Raw genomic sequence first — 15,224 nt, forward strand, 5'->3', positions numbered from 1 at the left:
ATGACACTGACCGAACGCGTTCCCCTAGAGGAAACCTTAGTGGAAACCCGGGTTCCCCTGAAATTTGCGATGCGACACCTGGCCGGAGCTGTCTCCGTGGTCACCGCAGGTGTTGGCGAGGAACGGACGGGCGCAACCATTACCACCGCCCATTCCCTATCGGTGGAACCAGAGGTGATGGTTGTCAGCATCAATCTGAACTCGTCTACCTGGGTAGCCATCAGCCGGCATCGGCATTTCTGCGTGAATGTGCTGCGTGCCGACCAAATCGCGATTGCCGACCGCTTTGCCGGGCGCGGTGGCCTGAAGGGGTCGGCGCGCTACGAGGGCGCTCGCTGGTCCAGCCTTGCAAGCGGCGCACTGGCACTCGACGAGGCGCTTGCCGCGGTCGACTGCACGGTTGAGGATACTATTATTCGCCACAGCCACGCGCTGATCCTCGGCAGCGTCCGGCATGTGGTGAGCGGAGAGCCCGGCCCGGCGCTGATCTATCATCACGGCGCATACGGATCGTCGTAAACGTATTTCGGTTCCTCGTGCTTGGCGGCGCGGTGAAGGTCCAGGCATTCAAATTAGGGCTTGATCTAGAATGCCTTGGAGAGAAAACAGTAAAGGCGAGGCGGGTCTTTTGGCATCCCGCCAGAACCGCAGGCTAGAAGTGATTCCCAGCCATTTTGTCGCCCGTCACAACGTTACAAAACTCATCGTAAGTAATTGATTTTATTAGAGATACCTAGAGTTCAATCCTCTCTCGCAAGTCTACTCGTCGCTCGGCCTTCTTCGGTTCCAACTTTTTTTTCGAACTGCCGCTCCTGGCCGGCCATTAGCGCTATATCGGTTGGTAGAGGGAGAACTCTGCCATGACGATGATCAACTGTGCGCTGATACACGCCTTGCCGCCATCGGACCGCCGCGTCTTTGGCCGTGCAGAAGCCGCCAGCTTCGTGGGCGCTAGCGTCGGTTATTTCGACAAGCTGGTGCGTGCCGGCATCATGCCAGCGCCGTTGCCGCTTCCTGGCGTTAAGCGCTGGGACGTCCGCGCACTCGACAGAGCGCTTGACGGCCTGAGCGGTATTTCCGAGTCTCAAGATTTCGACAACGAGTGGGATCGGCTCGTCCAATGAAGCGTAAGTTGCCGAAGCACGTCAAAGCCTTCATTGATAGAATCGGCCGGCCGCGGCACTATTTCAGACACTCGAACGCCACCCTGCCAGGGCTTCCATACTCGACGGAGTTTATGGATGCCTACAGCGCGGCACTTAAAGCGTGGGAAGCGGGCAGGGCCGCGCCAACCACCATGATCGGTGCCGATCGCATACAGCCCGGCACATTTGAGGCACTGATCCTTTCCTATTACGGCAGCGCAGATTTCAGAAATCTAGCCAAGGCGAGCCAAAAGACATATCGGAACGCCCTCGAGCGCCTCCGCCTTAACTATGGCACTGCTTCGGTCGTCAAGCTCGAGCGCAAGCATGTTTTGAAGATGATGGACAAGAAGGCTGAACATCCTGGCGCGGCCAACGAACTGCTGAAGATGATGAAGCTCCTGATGGGGCGCGCCATCGACATGGGAATGCGAAAGGACGATCCGACGATCCGGATACGGCGAATGAAAATCAAGTCGGGCGGATTCATCACCTGGGAGGAGGAGGACATTGTCGCGTTCTACGCGGCGCACGCAGAGGGCACCCGTGCTCGGCTTGCCCTTGATCTCCTGCTGTTCACTGGCCAGCGGCGTTCGGATGTGATTGGCATGGGCCGGCAGCACATCAGGAATGATATCCTGTCCATTAGGCAGCAAAAGACAGGCACGGCCGTCTCGATCCCGCTTCATGCACACCTCAAAGGCACGCTCGATGCCCGGCCCCAGGACAACCTCACTTTTCTGCTGACGCAATATGACAAGCCGTTCCAGCCCGAATCGTTCACAAACTGGTTCCGGGTCTGTGTCCGCGAAGCTGGTTTGCGCGAGGATCTGGCAAGCGGCGCCATGGGGCTTTCACCGCACGGTTTGCGCAAGGCATGTAGCCGACGACTTGCGCAAGCCGGCTGCACGCCCCACCAGATCAGAGCGATCACGGGCCACAAAAAGCTTGATGAGATCGTTCGCTACACCGAAGCGGTCGATCAGGTGCGCCTGGCGCACCAGGCGATGAACGCTATTGTCGAGCACGGAGCAGGAACAAAGACTGTCAAACCAAACAGTTCGGTTTGACAGTTTTAGCGTAACCCATTGAAAGCGCTTGGGTGAGAAACGGCTATTCCACGCTGAGCCGATACCCAATACCGCGCACTGTCTGCAGCCAGACCGGATTGGACGGATCGCGTTCGATCTTGCGGCGGAGCCGATTGATCTGGACGTCGATCGTGCGCTCGCCGACCTCGGATTCATCGCCGACAAGCTCATGCCGCGGTATCGTTTCGCCGGCACGCGCAGCGAAGATCGCCAGGATTTCCTGCTCGCGGTCGGTCAGCTTGAGCGCCTCGCCGCCGCGCTTCAGCTCACGCCTGGCGATCTGGAACGTATAGGGGCCAAAGACCAGCTGTTCGACCTTAGGCGTTGTCGCGGGGCCGCCGCGGCGCAGGATATTGTTGATACGCAGGATCAGCTCGCGCGGGTCGAACGGTTTAGGCAGATAGTCGTCGGCGCCGGCCTCGAGCCCGGTGATCCGGCTGTCGGTTTCGGACAGTGCGGTGAGCATCAGGATCGGCACGTTTTTTTCCGCCCGCAGCGCCTTGGTGAGGTCGACGCCACTTTCACCCGGCATCATGACGTCGAGCACGATCAGATCGAAGTCGAGGCCGGCGAGCTTGCGGCGCGCCTCGCCGGAATTTCCGGCGACGGTGACGCGAAAGCCGTTTTCGGTCAGATACTGTTTCAGAAGATTGCGGATACGGGTGTCGTCGTCGACCACCAGCAGATGCGGCGCGTCGTCTTCCGGTGCTGTCGGATGATCAACCCTCTCAATGGTCTCCATGGTTTTTCCCTGACATCTTTGCGGGCACAATGTCGATCTGCGCCCTTAGTTCCGGATTGACCATCGCTTCAAGGAACCGTTCGATAACGGCGCGTTCGGTGGCTCCGGAATCTTCCAATGCAGCATGGATGCGGCGCGACTGTGGCCGCGCCAGCGCCAGCGCCAGGGCACGGCCCTTGGCCGTCGGGTAGAGTTCGCGCTGGCGGCGGTCGCGAGGGCCCTGCAATTGCACGATATGGTCGGTGTCGATCAGTTGCTTGAGCACGCGCGCCAGGCTCTGCTTGGTGATCTTGAGCACGTCGAGGAGCTCGGCGACCGTCAGCCCGGGCCGGCGATTGACGAAATGCAGAACCCGGTGATGGGCACGGCCAAAACCGTATTCGGCCAGGATCTGGTCCGGATCGGAGGTAAAGTCGCGATAGGCGAAGAAAAACAACTCGATGATGGCGAAATCGATGCCGTCCTCGTCGGTGATCGCCGTCCTGATCGGTTCTGCGGCTGCGTGGCTCGTCATCTTTTCTCCGTGTGAAGCAGGAAATTATGTCAGCACTATTGACGTATTTTCCGCGCGATGGTAATTTTTGGCAAGCTTTTCGGCGGATTGCGAACGAAAAGGCAAGCGAAGCCGTTTTTTCCGGAACTTCCTGAGTTTGCCAGACCTTAAATATCCGCCTACGCTTTGAGACAATGGCCGCCCACAGCGGCCGAAACGAAACACGCAACGACACAATGATGTGCGGGCCGCCGCCCGCGGGAGGTTACCCATGGCATCCGTTCCCTTCGACCAACTGGACGGCTTTATCTGGATGAACGGCGAATTCGTCAAATGGGCCGACGCCAAGATCCACGTCTTGACCCACGGGCTGCACTACGCCAGCGCGGTATTCGAGGGCGAGCGCGCTTATGGCGGCGAAATTTTCAAGCTGACCGACCACACCGAACGCCTGCATGAATCGGCGCGCCTGCTTGGCTTCAAGATACCCTACTCGGTCGCCGAGATCGACGACGCCTGCCGCACGCTGTTGAAGAAGCAAGGTTTCCAGGACGCCTATGTCCGGCCGATCGCGTGGCGCGGCAGTGAACAGATGGGCGTTTCCGCACAGAACAGCCGGATCAACTGCGCCATCGCCATCTGGCAGTGGCCAAGCTATTTCGACCCGGCGCAGAAGCTCAAGGGCATCCGGCTCGACATGGCCGAATGGCGCCGCCCCGACCCGCGCACCGCACCGTCGAAATCGAAGGCGGCCGGCCTCTACATGATCTGCACCATGTCCAAGCATGCCGCCGAGGCCAAGGGCTATGCCGACGCCATGATGCTCGACTGGCGTGGCCAGGTGGCGGAAGCGACAGGCGCCAACATCTTCTTCGTCAAGGACGGCAAGATCCATACGCCCAAGCCTGATTGCTTCCTCGACGGCATCACCCGCCGCACGGTCATCGACCTTGCCAAGGACCGCGGTGTGGAGGTGATCGAGCGCGCCATCATGCCGGAGGAGCTTGAAGGCTTCCACCAGTGCTTCCTCACCGGGACGGCGGCCGAGGTGACACCGGTTTCGGAGATCGGTCCGTACCGATTCGAGGTCGGCGATATCGCCAAGACATTGATGAACGACTATTCTGCGGCGGTTCAACCCAACCACGCGATTGCTGCAGAATAACGAAAGTCACAGGTTTTTTATCAAGTAGGGGCGGTTTTCGGGCCGCCCCTTTTATTTAAGCGTTTGCGCATTTGACTTTCATTCAATTCGGCGTCTCATGATGGCGTCGGCCTGGGAGGCTGGCAGCTATGGAGGGACTGGAAATATGGATATGAACACGCTTCTTCCGATCATTATTCAGGTGATTACGGGCATCATCGGTGGCCAGGCGGTGGGTGCGGCTATCAAGAGTGCGGCGATGGGGCAGCTTACCAAAATCCTGGGTGGCGCTGTCGGCGGCGTCGGCGGTGCGGCCATCCTCAACAGTCTGCTGGGTGGCGCGGTCGATCCGGCAGCAGCCGCCACGGCGGCAGGGGCCGGCAGCGCGTTGAACATTTCAAATATCGTTGGCGGTGCCGGCGGCGGCGCCATCTTGACCGGCATCATCGGTGCGGTCATGAACGCGATGAAGAAATAAGCTTCGACGCTTCAGGTTGTCAAATGGGCGGCTTCGGCCGCCCATTTCGTTTGCCGTTTGTGGGAGCGGTGGACGCCGTTCGCGTGTGTCTCTACATCAGGGCCTCAAGGTTGGAGCTCTCCTGACGCGTTCGAGGGGACGCGCAGCACTCCGACAGCGTGAAAGGACGAATATGGGTCAGCTCAACGCCGGCATCGTGCCGGTCACGCCGTTCCAGCAGAACTGCACCATCCTCTTCGACATGGACGACAGACAAGGCGTTGTCGTCGATCCGGGCGGTGACATCGACAAGGTGCTGGCGGCGCTCGAGGACAATGCGATCACTGCCGGCGCGATCTGGATTACGCATGGCCATATCGACCATGCCGGCGGGGCCATGGAACTGAAGGAGGCGCTCGGTATCGAGATCATCGGTCCGCATGCCGCCGACCGGCCGCTGCTCGCCAATCTCGAGAACCAGGCAAAGCGCTACGGCATCACCGATCCCGTGCGCAACTGTGTCCCCGACCGGTTCCTTGCCGAAGGCGAGACCGTTTCGTTCGGCTCACACGAGTTCGAGGTGCTCCATTGTCCGGGCCACGCACCCGGCCACGTCGTCTACTATAACCGGGCGGCGAAGTTCGCGCATGTCGGCGACGTGCTGTTCCGCGGTTCGGTCGGCCGCACCGATCTGCCGGGCGGCAACCACGCCGCGCTGATCGCCTCGATCAAGGAGAAGCTTTTGCCGTTGGGCGACGACATCAGCTTTATCTGCGGCCATGGTCCCGGCGGCCGTTTTGGTGAGGAGCGGCGGAGCAATCCTTTTCTGGTCTGAAACCGCTTGCCGGAAACAAAAAGCGCGGCCTGTGCGACCGCGCTTTTTTCCGACGGGAAACTGCCTCCGCTAATTGGCGGTGCAGAAATGCTGTTCGCCGTCATAGCCGGTGAACGTGCCGGTACGGGCGTTGAAGCTCCGGTAGCGGTCCGAGCAGTATTCGTACCAGCCGCGGGTCCACGGCTCCGCATAGCTTTCGGCATAGGCCACTCGCGGCTGCACGTAATAACGGCGCACCGGGGCAGGCCTGTAGTATTCATCATCATAGGCCGGGTCGTAATAGCGGGGCTGTGGGCTGGCGAGCGCACCGCCGATCAGGGCACCGGCCGCAAGGCCGAGCACGCCGGCCGCAACGGCGTCGCCGTGGCCGTGGTGGCGGCGGTGATGGCGCCATTCGTCGGCATTGGCCGCGGGCAAGGTCGCAAGCGTGGTCGCAACGACCGCGGCGGACAGGATGGCAGTCTTGAAAATTCGGTTCATGTCGGTCTCCTTCGTGCCGGCCCGGGTCGTTTTCGGGGGATGCGGTCCGGCTTTAACGAAGATTAATATGCGACCGTGGCTGAACGGGGGCTGAACGAAATTTGACCAGGCGGTTCATCTAACTGGGCGGTTCAAGCGTGCGGCAAACACCGCAGGCCAGACCGGCCCACGTCCATTCTGTCCGGGGGTGGTTCAGCCGATCGACAGGTTGACGGCTTTCGGACCCTTGCCGCGCTTGTCCGGCTCGGTGTCGAATGTCACTTTCTGCCCATCCTCAAGACCGGGAAGACCCGACGCCTGCACGGCCGAAATATGGACGAAGACATCCTTTGCCCCGTCGTCCGGCGTGATGAAGCCGAAGCCCTTGGCGTGATTGAAGAATTTGACGGTGCCGGTCTGCGGCATGGGAAGCTCCTTTGATCCCACAAGTCCAGTCTCGGGCCGGCAAATGCCCGGACGGAAATTTGTCCTTTATTTTAGTGCCATCGGCAAGAGAAAGTTTTGCGGGTGCGGGCAAGCATCCCGGAACACAAAAGGCGCGACGAAAACCGCCGCGCCTTTACAGAATTCAAGTTCACTCCAAAAGCCTTGCAGCATCCTCACACCCCGAAAGGACGCGCGGCACGCTGTGGTTTCAGGCAGCGCGGAGATTGACCGCTTTCGGACCCTTGCCCATACGGTCGGGCTCGACATCGAAGGTGACCTTCTGACCGTCGACGAGCGTGCGCAGCCCGGAAGCCTCGATCGCCGAGATGTGGACGAACACATCCTTGGCGCCGCCATCGGGCGTGATGAAGCCGAAGCCTTTGGTAGCGTTGAAGAATTTAACGGTGCCGGTCTGGGCCATTGGGGAAACTCCTTCACCCGTGTCAGTCTTGGTGGTTCCGCCCGCCGCCTGGCGCCGTGGGCAAGTCCCGGTGGTTGCTTCGGCAGTCATGCATTGGCGCATGGTAAAACCCCCCGCCGAAAACGGGGCTGTCAGAGATTCACAGTATCGGGGAAAGGTCGTCCAAAACGTTCCGCTCTCCGGGTCGCAAATGCCCGAACACAAAATTTATCGCACGGAAACGTGATGCTTGCAAGACACAGCCGCGGGCGGCCCCAACAGGCGCATCCCGACGCATCGCACCGATAGTCCCGGTTCTCTGCGCGGTCATCGGCCAGACTTCACCCAGGCATGGTCCAGCAAGCGGGGCAGGTGCTGTCTTGGCTTGCGCCGCCATACCGCCCTGGCTCGCCAGTTGCAAACAGGGGTTGCATCTGGCAGCGGAATGACGAGGATCGGCCTGACCCAGGCACCATTTGTGCAGGCAGGAGTTTCGAGGGAGGGAACATTCATGCGGTTTCTTGCGGCAATCTTTCCGCGGCAGGGTTTTTCCATCCTGTTCCTGTCGGTAATTCTCGCAGCCTGCACCGTCGTAGTGGATGATGAGGGGCCGGGGCCGCGCCCGCCACGGCCGGGGCCGCAATTCTGCACTAGGCAATATGACCCGGTCTGTGCCCGGCGCGGCGGCGACCGCCAGACCTTCGCCAATGCCTGCCTTGCCGAACGGGCCGGATACCGCATCATTCGCGAGGGCGAGTGCCGCGGCGGTGGTGGTGGCGGTGAGGAGCAGACATTCTGCACCCGCGAATACCACCCAGTCTGTGCCCGTCGCCATGGCGAACTGCGCACATTCCCCAACGAATGCGAAGCCCGCGCGGCGGATTATCGCGTCGTCGATGACGGGCCCTGCTAGCGCACCGACCTACAGCCTGGCCGGATAAGCACCATCTGGGGGCCGGCGTAGAGCTCAGCGCCGTTCCCGTTGGAGATGCGCAGGCGACGCGGATCTGCGGCATCATCAGCATGTGAAGCAGCGTTGTGGCGCGTCGGCTCAGTTGGCCGGGTTGTCGACCGGTTCGAGATTGTCTTCCGTGGTGACCCGCTCATAGGTCTCCTGATCGCTGCGGATGCGATATTGCGGCGAGCCGTCCTTGACCGGCAGCCGGCTCTTGATCTGGAACAGCTCCGCGGTCTTTTGGGCAAGGCCGGTGCGGCTCTTCATGCGGACGGTCTGGCCGACGGTGAAGATATGCGCCGGCGTGTCCGTGCGCCGCGCATTCTGCTGGAAGCGGATCATGTGACATTCTCCTGGTCGTGCCGAAGCGCTGCGTCGAGCTCGGCATGGTCAATGGCGACAAGCTGGCTGGTCGCGCTTTTCACTGTCCTTGCCGGCAGATGGATGAAAGTGGCGACGCGGCGCCAGGCAGGCCAGGACATGCCGTCGATCAGTTCTTCGTCGTGGTCGATGTCATAGTCGCCGGCCGGCTGCACGCCATCCAGCCCGCCAAGCACGAAAGGTGCCGCGAAATGCGCTATGGAATGGGTGGTGCGAGCAGACATTCTTGTGCCTCGAAGTTCTCGCTTGTGCCTTGAAGTTCTCGTGCCTTGAAGTTTCTTTCCGGCCTGCCCCGGAAGCGGAGCCTGCATTGCGGTACCAGGTGTCGGCGATTTGGATAAGTTTGGCGGGCCGAGAATCCCTGACACCGCGGGGCCAAGCATGGCCCAAAACGGTTTCATACCAATAGTCTGAAAATACGGCTTATTCAAGAAGTTTTCGGCCTCTTACCCCTACCAACGTCAAAATTACTTTTCTATAGTTATCCGCAGAACGATGATACGGTCCCGGTGCACCTCAAAAATTGTTTGAAGAACTTCCGAAAAAATTCCTCCGGCATTTGTATTTATCTAGCAATGGAAGGAAGAGAGTCATGAACTCCGCAAGAACACCGGATGTCCCGACAGTTGCAGTCAGTCCTGTCGCAAAGCCGATAAAGGTCTTGTCGCCGCGTCTCACGATAAGAAGCGACGAGGCGGCAAGGCGAAGGATTGCCGACACCGACGGCACGGCGCGGCGGGCGCGCCAGCTTGCCGAAAGCAACCGCCTGATTTGACGCGCAAGCCATGACGCTCAATTTTCCCAATCCCAGCCGCTCCTATGACGCGGCGGCCAAGCGCATTCGTTTCGTCGGCCATGACGGCATGCTCGAAGTCCCGTTCTTTGTCGAGGTCGCGGCACTTTCGGCGGCAAACCCGGCAGCAAGCGGAGCCGAGGCCGAATTTCTCAGCGCCTTCGACGCCAAGCGTTCGTCGATCCACGAGATTGCGCGCCAAGCCTACTCGCACGGCCGCAGGAACATGTATGTGCTGACGCCGGCCGACTTTCGGTAGGCTCCCCCGGGTTCGAAGTTTTGCTTCCTAGCGACCGCCGTCTGCTCTTGCACGCGCCGCAGCGATGGCCTAGATCGCGGCAGGCGGACAACACGGCAGGTTTCCCATCAACAGAGATCCGAGACAACCGGCAGGCGCACGTTACGGCTCAGGCGGACAGCCGCCGCTGGGGCTCGACCAGCACGTGCAGCAGGCGCTGCAGCTGCACCAGGCCGGGCGCCGGCAGGAAGCCGAGGCGCTTTACCGACAGGTGCTGGCGCAAAAGGCCAACCACCCGGCTGCTGCGCATTTCCTCGGGCTTCTGCTGCACCAGACCGGGCGCAGCGCCGAGGGGCTGGCGCTGATCGAACAATCGGTGCGTCTGCAACCGAACAATCCGGATTTCCTCAACAATCTCGGCACCGTGCTGCGCGACCTCGGCCGGGTCGCGGCCGCCGCCGATCTCTTCCGCAAGGTGGTGGCGATTCGGCCGGACCAGCTGGCGGCGCGTGACAATCTCGGCTCGTCGCTGAAGCAGCTCGGCCAATTCGAAGGCGCCGAGGATATTTATCGCGGCACGATCGGCCGTAACCCGTTCCATGTCCGCGCCCGCGTCGGGCTTGCCGAAACGCTGCAGGAAGCGGGCCGGCTGGATGAGGCACTGGCTGTCTTTCGCGAGGCGCTGACGATCCGGCCGAAGGATGCCGATCTTTTGCACGGCCTGGGTGTCGGGCTGATGGAAAAGGGAAATCTCGACGAGGCTGCGGATCTTTTCAGGCAGGCGCTGGCTGTGGACCCCGGCATGGCGAGGGCCTGGCTGATGCTTACCCAGGTCAAGCGCCAGAAGGAGCGCGACGCCGAGCTTGCCCGCATGGAGGCGGAGCACGCCAAGGCGCCGCAAGGCAGCCTGGCGCGCATGCAGCTTTCCTTCGGCCTCGGCAAGGCCAATGACGACCTCAGGGATTATGGCCGCGCTTTCGACTATTTCGCCGAAGGCAACGCGATCCGCCGCCAGGGCATCGACTACGACGCCGGCAAGACGCGCGGCGAGTTCGAGGCGATGAAGGCGGTGTTCGACAAGGCCTTGTTTGAAAGGCACAGGCCGAGCGGGATAGCCGACGACACGCCGATCTTCGTCGTCGGCATGCCGCGTTCCGGCACCACGCTGGTCGAGCAGATCATCGCCAGCCATCCGCAGGTCTATGGCGCCGGCGAGCTCAGCATATTGAAGACGGCGGTGGGCAAGCAGTTTCCGCTCAGCATGAAGGGCGGCTTTCCCTGGGGCATCGCCGACATGCCCGACAAGGCCTATGCCGAGGCCGGCCAGGCCTATCTCGACATGCTGCACGCCCGCTATCCGGGTTCTCGGCACGTCACCGACAAGATGCCCGGCAATTTCCTCTTGGTGGGCTTCATCCATTTGATGCTGCCGAAGGCCAAGATCATCCATTGCGCGCGCGATGCGGCGGCGACCTGCCTGTCGATCTACAAGGTGCACTTCCGAGGCGACAGCCATCGCTACGGCTACGATCTCGACGAGCTCGCCGATTTCCACAATCTGTACACCGACATCATGGCGCACTGGCACGCCGTGCTGCCTGATGTCGTGCACGACGTTCGCTACGAGGATTTCGTCGCCGACCAGGAAGGCCAGTCGCGGGCGCTGATCGCCCATCTCGGCCTGCCGTGGGACGACGCCGTGCTGTCGTTCCACCAGACCGACCGGCCGGTGCGAACGGCGTCGGCTGCGCAAGTGCGCCAGCCGATGTATCAGGGCTCGGTCGACCTGTGGAAGCGCTATGGCGACCGGCTGAAGCCGCTGCACGACAAACTTGATCGAGGGGCGCCTACAGCTCGATGAAGGGCTGAAAACCGCCAAAGATCATGCGCTTGCCGTCGAACGGCATGATCTCCCAGTCCGACTTGAGGCGCGGGTCGGCCATCACCTTGGCCATCACCGCGTCGCGGCTCTGGCGCGATTCGTAGACCACCCATGAGAAGATGACGACCTCGTCGTCCTTGGCCTGTACGGCGCGCGGGAACGAGGTGAGCTCGCCATAAGGGACGTCGTCGCCGACGCATTCGACGTAGGCAAGAGCACCGTGCTCCTTCCAGACGGCGCCGCCGGTTTCCGCCAGCTTCTTGTAAGCATCGAGCTTTGCCTTCGGTACGGCAAGTACGAAACCGTCGACATAGGACATCTGATTTCCTCCATGCGATCGTTTTCCTCTCCCTCTGGAGCGGGAGAGGTGATTTCAGACACAGCCTGTGTGGAATGCTAAGCTGCTTTCACCGGTGCGTTCATTGCCCATTCGACGCCGAACGGATCACGCATATTGCCCCAGCGATCGCCCCAGAACATCACCTGCAACGGCACGACTTCCTCGCAGCCCGCGTCGATGGCCCGCTTCCACCAGGCGTCGATGTCGTCGCTGCCGAGATGGAGCTGCATGGTGTAGCCCTGCGGCTTCACAGCGGCCATTCCATGCTCGGGATAGAAGTCGGAAAGCATCAGGGTCGAACCGTTGATGTGGAGATGGATATGCATGGTACGGCCCTGTTCGTCCGGCGGATAGGCAAAGACCTGCTCGGCACCGAAGGCCTTTTGGTAAAATTCTGCGGCTTTGAAAGCGCCGTCCAGCTGAAGGTAGGGCGTCAATCCGCCAAGCACTTTGGCGGCGGGCTGGGTCTGCGGCTGATCATTCATGTCATGCTCCTCTTTGCGTCTGGTTTGCCTTTGCGAACCACAGGACGAACGGAACGGCGACGATCCTACACACGGCCGATGGTTTTTTTGGATTCGAAATGGCGTCTGCCGCGACGGCCAACTGCCACCACCTCAACCTTCGATGCGAATCCGCGGGCTGTTTTGCGCGTCGACGACGATTTCCGGCCAGCCAATATCTTTGCGCAGCTCGATCGGCAATGAAAGGATAGCGCGTTCGCTGCGATAACGGGCGCGAGCCGCCGAGTAACGGGCTGCGACGCGGCCTATGGATGACAGAACAGACATGATGCTTTCTCCTCGATTGGCGCCGGCATCACCGTGTCGGCAACCCAAGGACGTGGCATGCGATCATCATCCGACAGAGCGCCGGAATTTTTTTCCGCAAGCCTTCAGCCGCCGGCTTCGGCAACCTCCCCGAAGAACTCCTCCGGGCTGTCGATCTCGGTCAATCGCCGTTTCTCGATCAGCCAGAAGCGGTTGCCAACCGCGCGGATGAAGGAGCGGTCGTGCGAGGCAAGCAGGCAGCTCGCCTGATGTTCCAGCAATTCCGCTTCCAGTGCTTCCTGACCATCGATATCGAGATGATTGGTGGGCTCGTCGAGTAAATAGAAATTGGGATTGGCGAGCCTCAGCGCCAGCATCATCAGCCGCGCCTTCTGTCCGCCCGACAGCACGCCGATCCTGCGCTCCTGCATGTCGATGCTGACGCCGGCGCCCGTCAGCAGCGAGCGGGCGCGCTGCTCGCCGACATCGAATCTGCGCGAGAGCATCGCCAGCGGTGTGTCGTCGCCGCTGATGCCGGACAGCGCCTGGTCGCTATAGCCGAGCACCGTCGACGGCGTCACCCTCAGGCTTTGCGCCGCCGTTTCCGGCTCGACGATGGCGTTCCGGATCAGGCCGATCAGCCGTGACTTGCCGATGCCGTTACGGCCTAGCAGGACGATGCGGTCGCCTTGGCAGATGTGGCGCTTACCGGTGCTGAACAACAGCGTTCCGTCAGGTGTTCCGACCACCAACTCGTCGAGCGTGATCAGCACCTTGGCATGGCTGCCGCGATTGGCGAGCTTGATCGCGCCCGCCGATCTTTCGCGGTGTGCCGGCGCTGCCGCTTCTTCCAGACGCTCTGCCCGCTGGTTGAGCTGCTTGGTCTTGACCGTCAAAAGGTCGCTGCCGGAATTGATGCCGATATTGTTGAGCTTGGCGGCCTGCCGGCGCAGCTGCTGCGCCACTTTCATGTCGCGCTGGAATTTGCGCTCGGTCGAGGCATCGACTTCGCTCAATGCGTCCCTGGCTCGTGAATAGGGCAGCGAGAATGCCGGCGACTGTTCGGGGCGCAGGAACAGCGTCCGGTTGGTCGTAGCATCGAGAAAAGCGCGGTCGTGGCTGGCAATCACCAGCGGCACCTCACGTGGCAGCGCGTTCAGCCAGGTCTCGAGCTGGCTGATCTTGCCGAGATCGAGGTGATTGGTCGGCTCGTCGAGAAGCAGGACGTCGGGGTCGGTGACCCAGACGCGGGCGATCAGCGCCAGCCTTTGCCAGCCGCCGCTCAAGGCCCGCATCGGCCGCGCTCGCATCGGCTGCGGCACGTCGAGCGAGTCGAGAACCACGTCAACGCGCCATTGCTCGCTTTCGGCCTGCTCGGCCGGCAAGGCGTCGGCCACCACTTCATGAAAGCTACGCCCGGCCAAGGCTGCGGGGACGACTTGCTCGACATAACCGACGCGCAGGCCGCGCGTGCGGGTGATGTCGCCTGTGGTGGCTTCGATCTCGCCGGTCAGGCACCTCAACAAAGTGGATTTGCCCCGACCATTGGCGGCGACGATGCCGAGCCGGTCGCCGGTGCCGATGGTGAGGTCGAGGTTGGAGAAGAGCGGCGCACTCATGGTGACGCCGAGAGACTTGAGGCTGATCAGGGCCACGTCGATTTCTCTCGTCTGTCCGGAGTGAATTCCGGTTCAATGCACTTTGACGGTGCGCAGGCTGGCCATCAGGCTCAGCGTTGCAGCACCACGAAGGGCGGACCAAAAAAATCGAAGCGGGAAGAAAAACCCGGACCGTCTCTGGTCAGCCCTGCAAGCAAGCTCGCAGGGCAGAGACAGGGCCGCGCTGACGGTGGTGAGAAAATAACACGCAGCCCTCCTTTCAAGACGTCCGAGTTGTAGAAACTGGCTACACCAAGGGTAGGGCCGATGGCAAGTGGCTAGGCTCCCCCTTCTCCACTTTGTTTGGACTGGGGACATCGCGAACAGATGTGCGAGGACATCGCGAACAGTTTTGCATGCTATCGCGCCAGGACATTGAGGTCGATGGTTTCTATTTTCTGATGTCTGAACCAGGCGTCGAAGACACCGTCTGTGGCGGTGGGCCTGAAGGCGACGGATTTTCCTGTGAAGGCCCTGCACAAACGCATGGTGCGGCCAAGAATGGAGACGAAGCCATGCTGCTGTACGCGGCGGATGAGATCGCCCTTGGCGTATTCGAACGGCTCGACCGTTTCGCGATAAGGGCGCAGCGATGCCCAGTAGCGATCGAGCGGCACGCCGCCGTCCAGCGCATCGTGGGGACGCTGGGCGTTGTAGACATGGCGCCACTGGTCGAATGCGTCCTGGGCCTTGGCGAGATCGGCGAAGGGCGGTCCCTGCAGCGCCTCGGCCTTGAGCGAGCGATGGAAGCGCTCGTCCTTGCCGAGGGTCTGGGGATGGCAAGGCCTGGAGTGGCTGACGGCGATGCCGGTTTCGATCAGCCAGACGGTGAGCAGCGTGAAGTCGTTGCGGCCGCCATCGCCCCAGGGCGGGCCATTATCGGTGGCGATGCGCCACGGCAAGCCATAGCGGCGGAAGGCGGTGACCAGCCGGGCTTTTACGGTTGCGGTGGTCTGGTCGGCGCAGGCCGACAGCGCGACCGAGAAGCGCGAAT

At 61.4% G+C, this 15,224-nt stretch carries 22 protein-coding genes; 10 read left to right on the plus strand and 12 right to left on the minus strand.

Going from position 1 to position 15,224, the window contains the following annotated elements:
• From NKI25_RS11365 to NKI25_RS11375, 3 genes are all read left to right on the plus strand, one after another.
• On the plus strand, window positions 1-519 hold the full coding sequence (locus NKI25_RS11365) for a flavin reductase family protein (protein ID WP_352998465.1): 519 nt from the start codon (window positions 1-3) through the stop codon (window positions 517-519).
• A gap of 341 nt (window positions 520-860) precedes the next feature.
• Window positions 861-1,124, plus strand: a complete 264-nt coding sequence (locus NKI25_RS11370; protein ID WP_352998466.1) for an XRE family transcriptional regulator — start codon at window positions 861-863, stop codon at window positions 1,122-1,124.
• Window positions 1,121-2,215, plus strand: a complete 1,095-nt coding sequence (locus NKI25_RS11375) for a tyrosine-type recombinase/integrase (RefSeq protein ID WP_352998467.1) — start codon at window positions 1,121-1,123, stop codon at window positions 2,213-2,215. Before NKI25_RS11370 ends, NKI25_RS11375 begins: the two co-directional genes overlap by 4 nt.
• A gap of 43 nt (window positions 2,216-2,258) precedes the next feature.
• On the opposite strand, the gene NKI25_RS11380 is transcribed toward NKI25_RS11375, so the two are convergent.
• Window positions 2,259-2,978 carry a response regulator gene (locus tag NKI25_RS11380; RefSeq protein WP_023678415.1) on the minus strand — a complete coding sequence of 240 codons (720 nt, stop codon included), beginning with the start codon at window positions 2,976-2,978 and terminating at the stop codon, window positions 2,259-2,261.
• A complete protein-coding gene (locus NKI25_RS11385; protein WP_023678414.1) occupies window positions 2,965-3,492 on the minus strand; it encodes a MarR family winged helix-turn-helix transcriptional regulator in 528 nt (175 codons plus the stop codon). The genes NKI25_RS11380 and NKI25_RS11385 overlap by 14 nt, the downstream gene beginning before the upstream one ends.
• Before the next feature lie 250 nt (window positions 3,493-3,742).
• On the opposite strand from NKI25_RS11385, the gene NKI25_RS11390 reads away from it, so the two are divergent.
• The 3 genes from NKI25_RS11390 to NKI25_RS11400 all read left to right on the plus strand — a co-directional run bounded on the left by NKI25_RS11390 (window position 3,743) and on the right by NKI25_RS11400 (window position 5,907).
• Entirely contained in the window at window positions 3,743-4,636 is an 894-nt protein-coding gene (locus NKI25_RS11390; protein ID WP_023678413.1) for a branched-chain amino acid aminotransferase, read from the plus strand.
• Window positions 4,637-4,781: 145 nt separating this feature from the next.
• On the plus strand, window positions 4,782-5,093 hold the full coding sequence (locus NKI25_RS11395) for a hypothetical protein (RefSeq protein WP_023678412.1): 312 nt from the start codon (window positions 4,782-4,784) through the stop codon (window positions 5,091-5,093).
• Window positions 5,094-5,265: 172 nt separating this feature from the next.
• Window positions 5,266-5,907: an MBL fold metallo-hydrolase gene (locus NKI25_RS11400; RefSeq protein WP_352998468.1), complete on the plus strand. Its 642-nt coding sequence runs from the start codon at window positions 5,266-5,268 to the stop codon at window positions 5,905-5,907.
• Window positions 5,908-5,976: 69 nt separating this feature from the next.
• On the opposite strand, the gene NKI25_RS11405 is transcribed toward NKI25_RS11400, so the two are convergent.
• The 3 genes from NKI25_RS11405 to NKI25_RS11415 all read right to left on the minus strand — a co-directional run bounded on the left by NKI25_RS11405 (window position 5,977) and on the right by NKI25_RS11415 (window position 7,234).
• Complete coding sequence (locus tag NKI25_RS11405; protein ID WP_023678410.1) at window positions 5,977-6,387, minus strand: BA14K family protein; 411 nt, start codon at window positions 6,385-6,387, stop codon at window positions 5,977-5,979.
• A 192-nt stretch (window positions 6,388-6,579) separates the two neighbouring features.
• On the minus strand, window positions 6,580-6,792 hold the full coding sequence (locus NKI25_RS11410; protein WP_006202521.1) for a cold-shock protein: 213 nt from the start codon (window positions 6,790-6,792) through the stop codon (window positions 6,580-6,582).
• A gap of 229 nt (window positions 6,793-7,021) precedes the next feature.
• Entirely contained in the window at window positions 7,022-7,234 is a 213-nt protein-coding gene (locus NKI25_RS11415) for a cold-shock protein (protein WP_006202520.1), read from the minus strand.
• A 490-nt stretch (window positions 7,235-7,724) separates the two neighbouring features.
• Here NKI25_RS11415 and NKI25_RS11420 point away from each other — a divergent pair, with 490 nt between their 5' ends.
• A complete protein-coding gene (locus NKI25_RS11420) occupies window positions 7,725-8,126 on the plus strand; it encodes a Kazal-type serine protease inhibitor domain-containing protein (protein ID WP_352998469.1) in 402 nt (133 codons plus the stop codon).
• 138 nt (window positions 8,127-8,264) lie between these two features.
• On the opposite strand, the gene NKI25_RS11425 is transcribed toward NKI25_RS11420, so the two are convergent.
• Both NKI25_RS11425 and NKI25_RS11430 read right to left on the minus strand, forming a co-directional pair.
• Entirely contained in the window at window positions 8,265-8,510 is a 246-nt protein-coding gene (locus NKI25_RS11425) for a hypothetical protein (protein ID WP_023678408.1), read from the minus strand.
• Window positions 8,507-8,773, minus strand: a complete 267-nt coding sequence (locus tag NKI25_RS11430; RefSeq protein WP_023678407.1) for a hypothetical protein — start codon at window positions 8,771-8,773, stop codon at window positions 8,507-8,509. Before NKI25_RS11430 ends, NKI25_RS11425 begins: the two co-directional genes overlap by 4 nt.
• Before the next feature lie 368 nt (window positions 8,774-9,141).
• Here NKI25_RS11430 and NKI25_RS11435 point away from each other — a divergent pair, with 368 nt between their 5' ends.
• The 3 genes from NKI25_RS11435 to NKI25_RS11445 all read left to right on the plus strand — a co-directional run bounded on the left by NKI25_RS11435 (window position 9,142) and on the right by NKI25_RS11445 (window position 11,441).
• Entirely contained in the window at window positions 9,142-9,324 is a 183-nt protein-coding gene (locus NKI25_RS11435; protein ID WP_023678406.1) for a hypothetical protein, read from the plus strand.
• A gap of 10 nt (window positions 9,325-9,334) precedes the next feature.
• Window positions 9,335-9,601, plus strand: coding sequence for a DUF1488 family protein (locus tag NKI25_RS11440; RefSeq protein WP_023678405.1), 267 nt, complete (start codon window positions 9,335-9,337; stop codon window positions 9,599-9,601).
• Between the two features lie 184 nt (window positions 9,602-9,785).
• Complete coding sequence (locus NKI25_RS11445) at window positions 9,786-11,441, plus strand: tetratricopeptide repeat-containing sulfotransferase family protein (protein ID WP_352998470.1); 1,656 nt, start codon at window positions 9,786-9,788, stop codon at window positions 11,439-11,441.
• Here the strand turns inward: NKI25_RS11445 and NKI25_RS11450 are convergent.
• The 5 genes from NKI25_RS11450 to NKI25_RS11470 form a co-directional block, all read right to left on the minus strand.
• Window positions 11,428-11,781: a DUF1428 domain-containing protein gene (locus NKI25_RS11450; RefSeq protein WP_352998471.1), complete on the minus strand. Its 354-nt coding sequence runs from the start codon at window positions 11,779-11,781 to the stop codon at window positions 11,428-11,430. The two genes, NKI25_RS11445 and NKI25_RS11450, sit on opposite strands and share 14 nt — an antisense overlap.
• A gap of 77 nt (window positions 11,782-11,858) precedes the next feature.
• A complete protein-coding gene (locus tag NKI25_RS11455) occupies window positions 11,859-12,287 on the minus strand; it encodes a VOC family protein (RefSeq protein ID WP_352998472.1) in 429 nt (142 codons plus the stop codon).
• Window positions 12,288-12,419: 132 nt separating this feature from the next.
• Window positions 12,420-12,593, minus strand: a complete 174-nt coding sequence (locus tag NKI25_RS11460; RefSeq protein ID WP_352998473.1) for a hypothetical protein — start codon at window positions 12,591-12,593, stop codon at window positions 12,420-12,422.
• A 104-nt stretch (window positions 12,594-12,697) separates the two neighbouring features.
• Window positions 12,698-14,227 (minus strand): ABC-F family ATP-binding cassette domain-containing protein, encoded by a 1,530-nt coding sequence (locus NKI25_RS11465; protein ID WP_352998474.1) that lies wholly within the window; start codon window positions 14,225-14,227, stop codon window positions 12,698-12,700.
• Between the two features lie 362 nt (window positions 14,228-14,589).
• Window positions 14,590-15,224, minus strand: a 635-nt coding sequence (locus NKI25_RS11470; protein ID WP_352998475.1) for an integrase core domain-containing protein, incomplete at its 5' end; no start/stop codon positions are given.

Origin of the sequence: Mesorhizobium sp. M0808 (genome assembly GCF_040320025.1) — a bacterium.
In the GTDB taxonomy this organism is placed as follows: domain Bacteria; phylum Pseudomonadota; class Alphaproteobacteria; order Rhizobiales; family Rhizobiaceae; genus Mesorhizobium.

Excerpts from the sequence above, each read along its gene's own strand:
- NKI25_RS11405 (WP_023678410.1), bottom strand. The coding sequence starts at position 6,387 with ATGAACCGAATTTTCAAGACTGCCATCCTGTCCGCCGCGGTCGTTGCG.
- NKI25_RS11390 (WP_023678413.1), top strand. The coding sequence starts at position 3,743 with ATGGCATCCGTTCCCTTCGACCAACTGGACGGCTTTATCTGGATGAAC.
- NKI25_RS11425 (WP_023678408.1), bottom strand. The coding sequence starts at position 8,510 with ATGATCCGCTTCCAGCAGAATGCGCGGCGCACGGACACGCCGGCGCAT.
- NKI25_RS11420 (WP_352998469.1), top strand. The coding sequence starts at position 7,725 with ATGCGGTTTCTTGCGGCAATCTTTCCGCGGCAGGGTTTTTCCATCCTG.
- NKI25_RS11455 (WP_352998472.1), bottom strand. The coding sequence starts at position 12,287 with ATGAATGATCAGCCGCAGACCCAGCCCGCCGCCAAAGTGCTTGGCGGA.
- NKI25_RS11430 (WP_023678407.1), bottom strand. The coding sequence starts at position 8,773 with ATGTCTGCTCGCACCACCCATTCCATAGCGCATTTCGCGGCACCTTTC.
- NKI25_RS11410 (WP_006202521.1), bottom strand. The coding sequence starts at position 6,792 with ATGCCGCAGACCGGCACCGTCAAATTCTTCAATCACGCCAAGGGCTTC.
- NKI25_RS11365 (WP_352998465.1), top strand. The coding sequence starts at position 1 with ATGACACTGACCGAACGCGTTCCCCTAGAGGAAACCTTAGTGGAAACC.
- NKI25_RS11375 (WP_352998467.1), top strand. The coding sequence starts at position 1,121 with ATGAAGCGTAAGTTGCCGAAGCACGTCAAAGCCTTCATTGATAGAATC.
- NKI25_RS11435 (WP_023678406.1), top strand. The coding sequence starts at position 9,142 with ATGAACTCCGCAAGAACACCGGATGTCCCGACAGTTGCAGTCAGTCCT.
- NKI25_RS11440 (WP_023678405.1), top strand. The coding sequence starts at position 9,335 with ATGACGCTCAATTTTCCCAATCCCAGCCGCTCCTATGACGCGGCGGCC.
- NKI25_RS11380 (WP_023678415.1), bottom strand. The coding sequence starts at position 2,978 with ATGGAGACCATTGAGAGGGTTGATCATCCGACAGCACCGGAAGACGAC.
- NKI25_RS11400 (WP_352998468.1), top strand. The coding sequence starts at position 5,266 with ATGGGTCAGCTCAACGCCGGCATCGTGCCGGTCACGCCGTTCCAGCAG.
- NKI25_RS11385 (WP_023678414.1), bottom strand. The coding sequence starts at position 3,492 with ATGACGAGCCACGCAGCCGCAGAACCGATCAGGACGGCGATCACCGAC.
- NKI25_RS11450 (WP_352998471.1), bottom strand. The coding sequence starts at position 11,781 with ATGTCCTATGTCGACGGTTTCGTACTTGCCGTACCGAAGGCAAAGCTC.
- NKI25_RS11460 (WP_352998473.1), bottom strand. The coding sequence starts at position 12,593 with ATGTCTGTTCTGTCATCCATAGGCCGCGTCGCAGCCCGTTACTCGGCG.
- NKI25_RS11415 (WP_006202520.1), bottom strand. The coding sequence starts at position 7,234 with ATGGCCCAGACCGGCACCGTTAAATTCTTCAACGCTACCAAAGGCTTC.
- NKI25_RS11370 (WP_352998466.1), top strand. The coding sequence starts at position 861 with ATGACGATGATCAACTGTGCGCTGATACACGCCTTGCCGCCATCGGAC.
- NKI25_RS11395 (WP_023678412.1), top strand. The coding sequence starts at position 4,782 with ATGGATATGAACACGCTTCTTCCGATCATTATTCAGGTGATTACGGGC.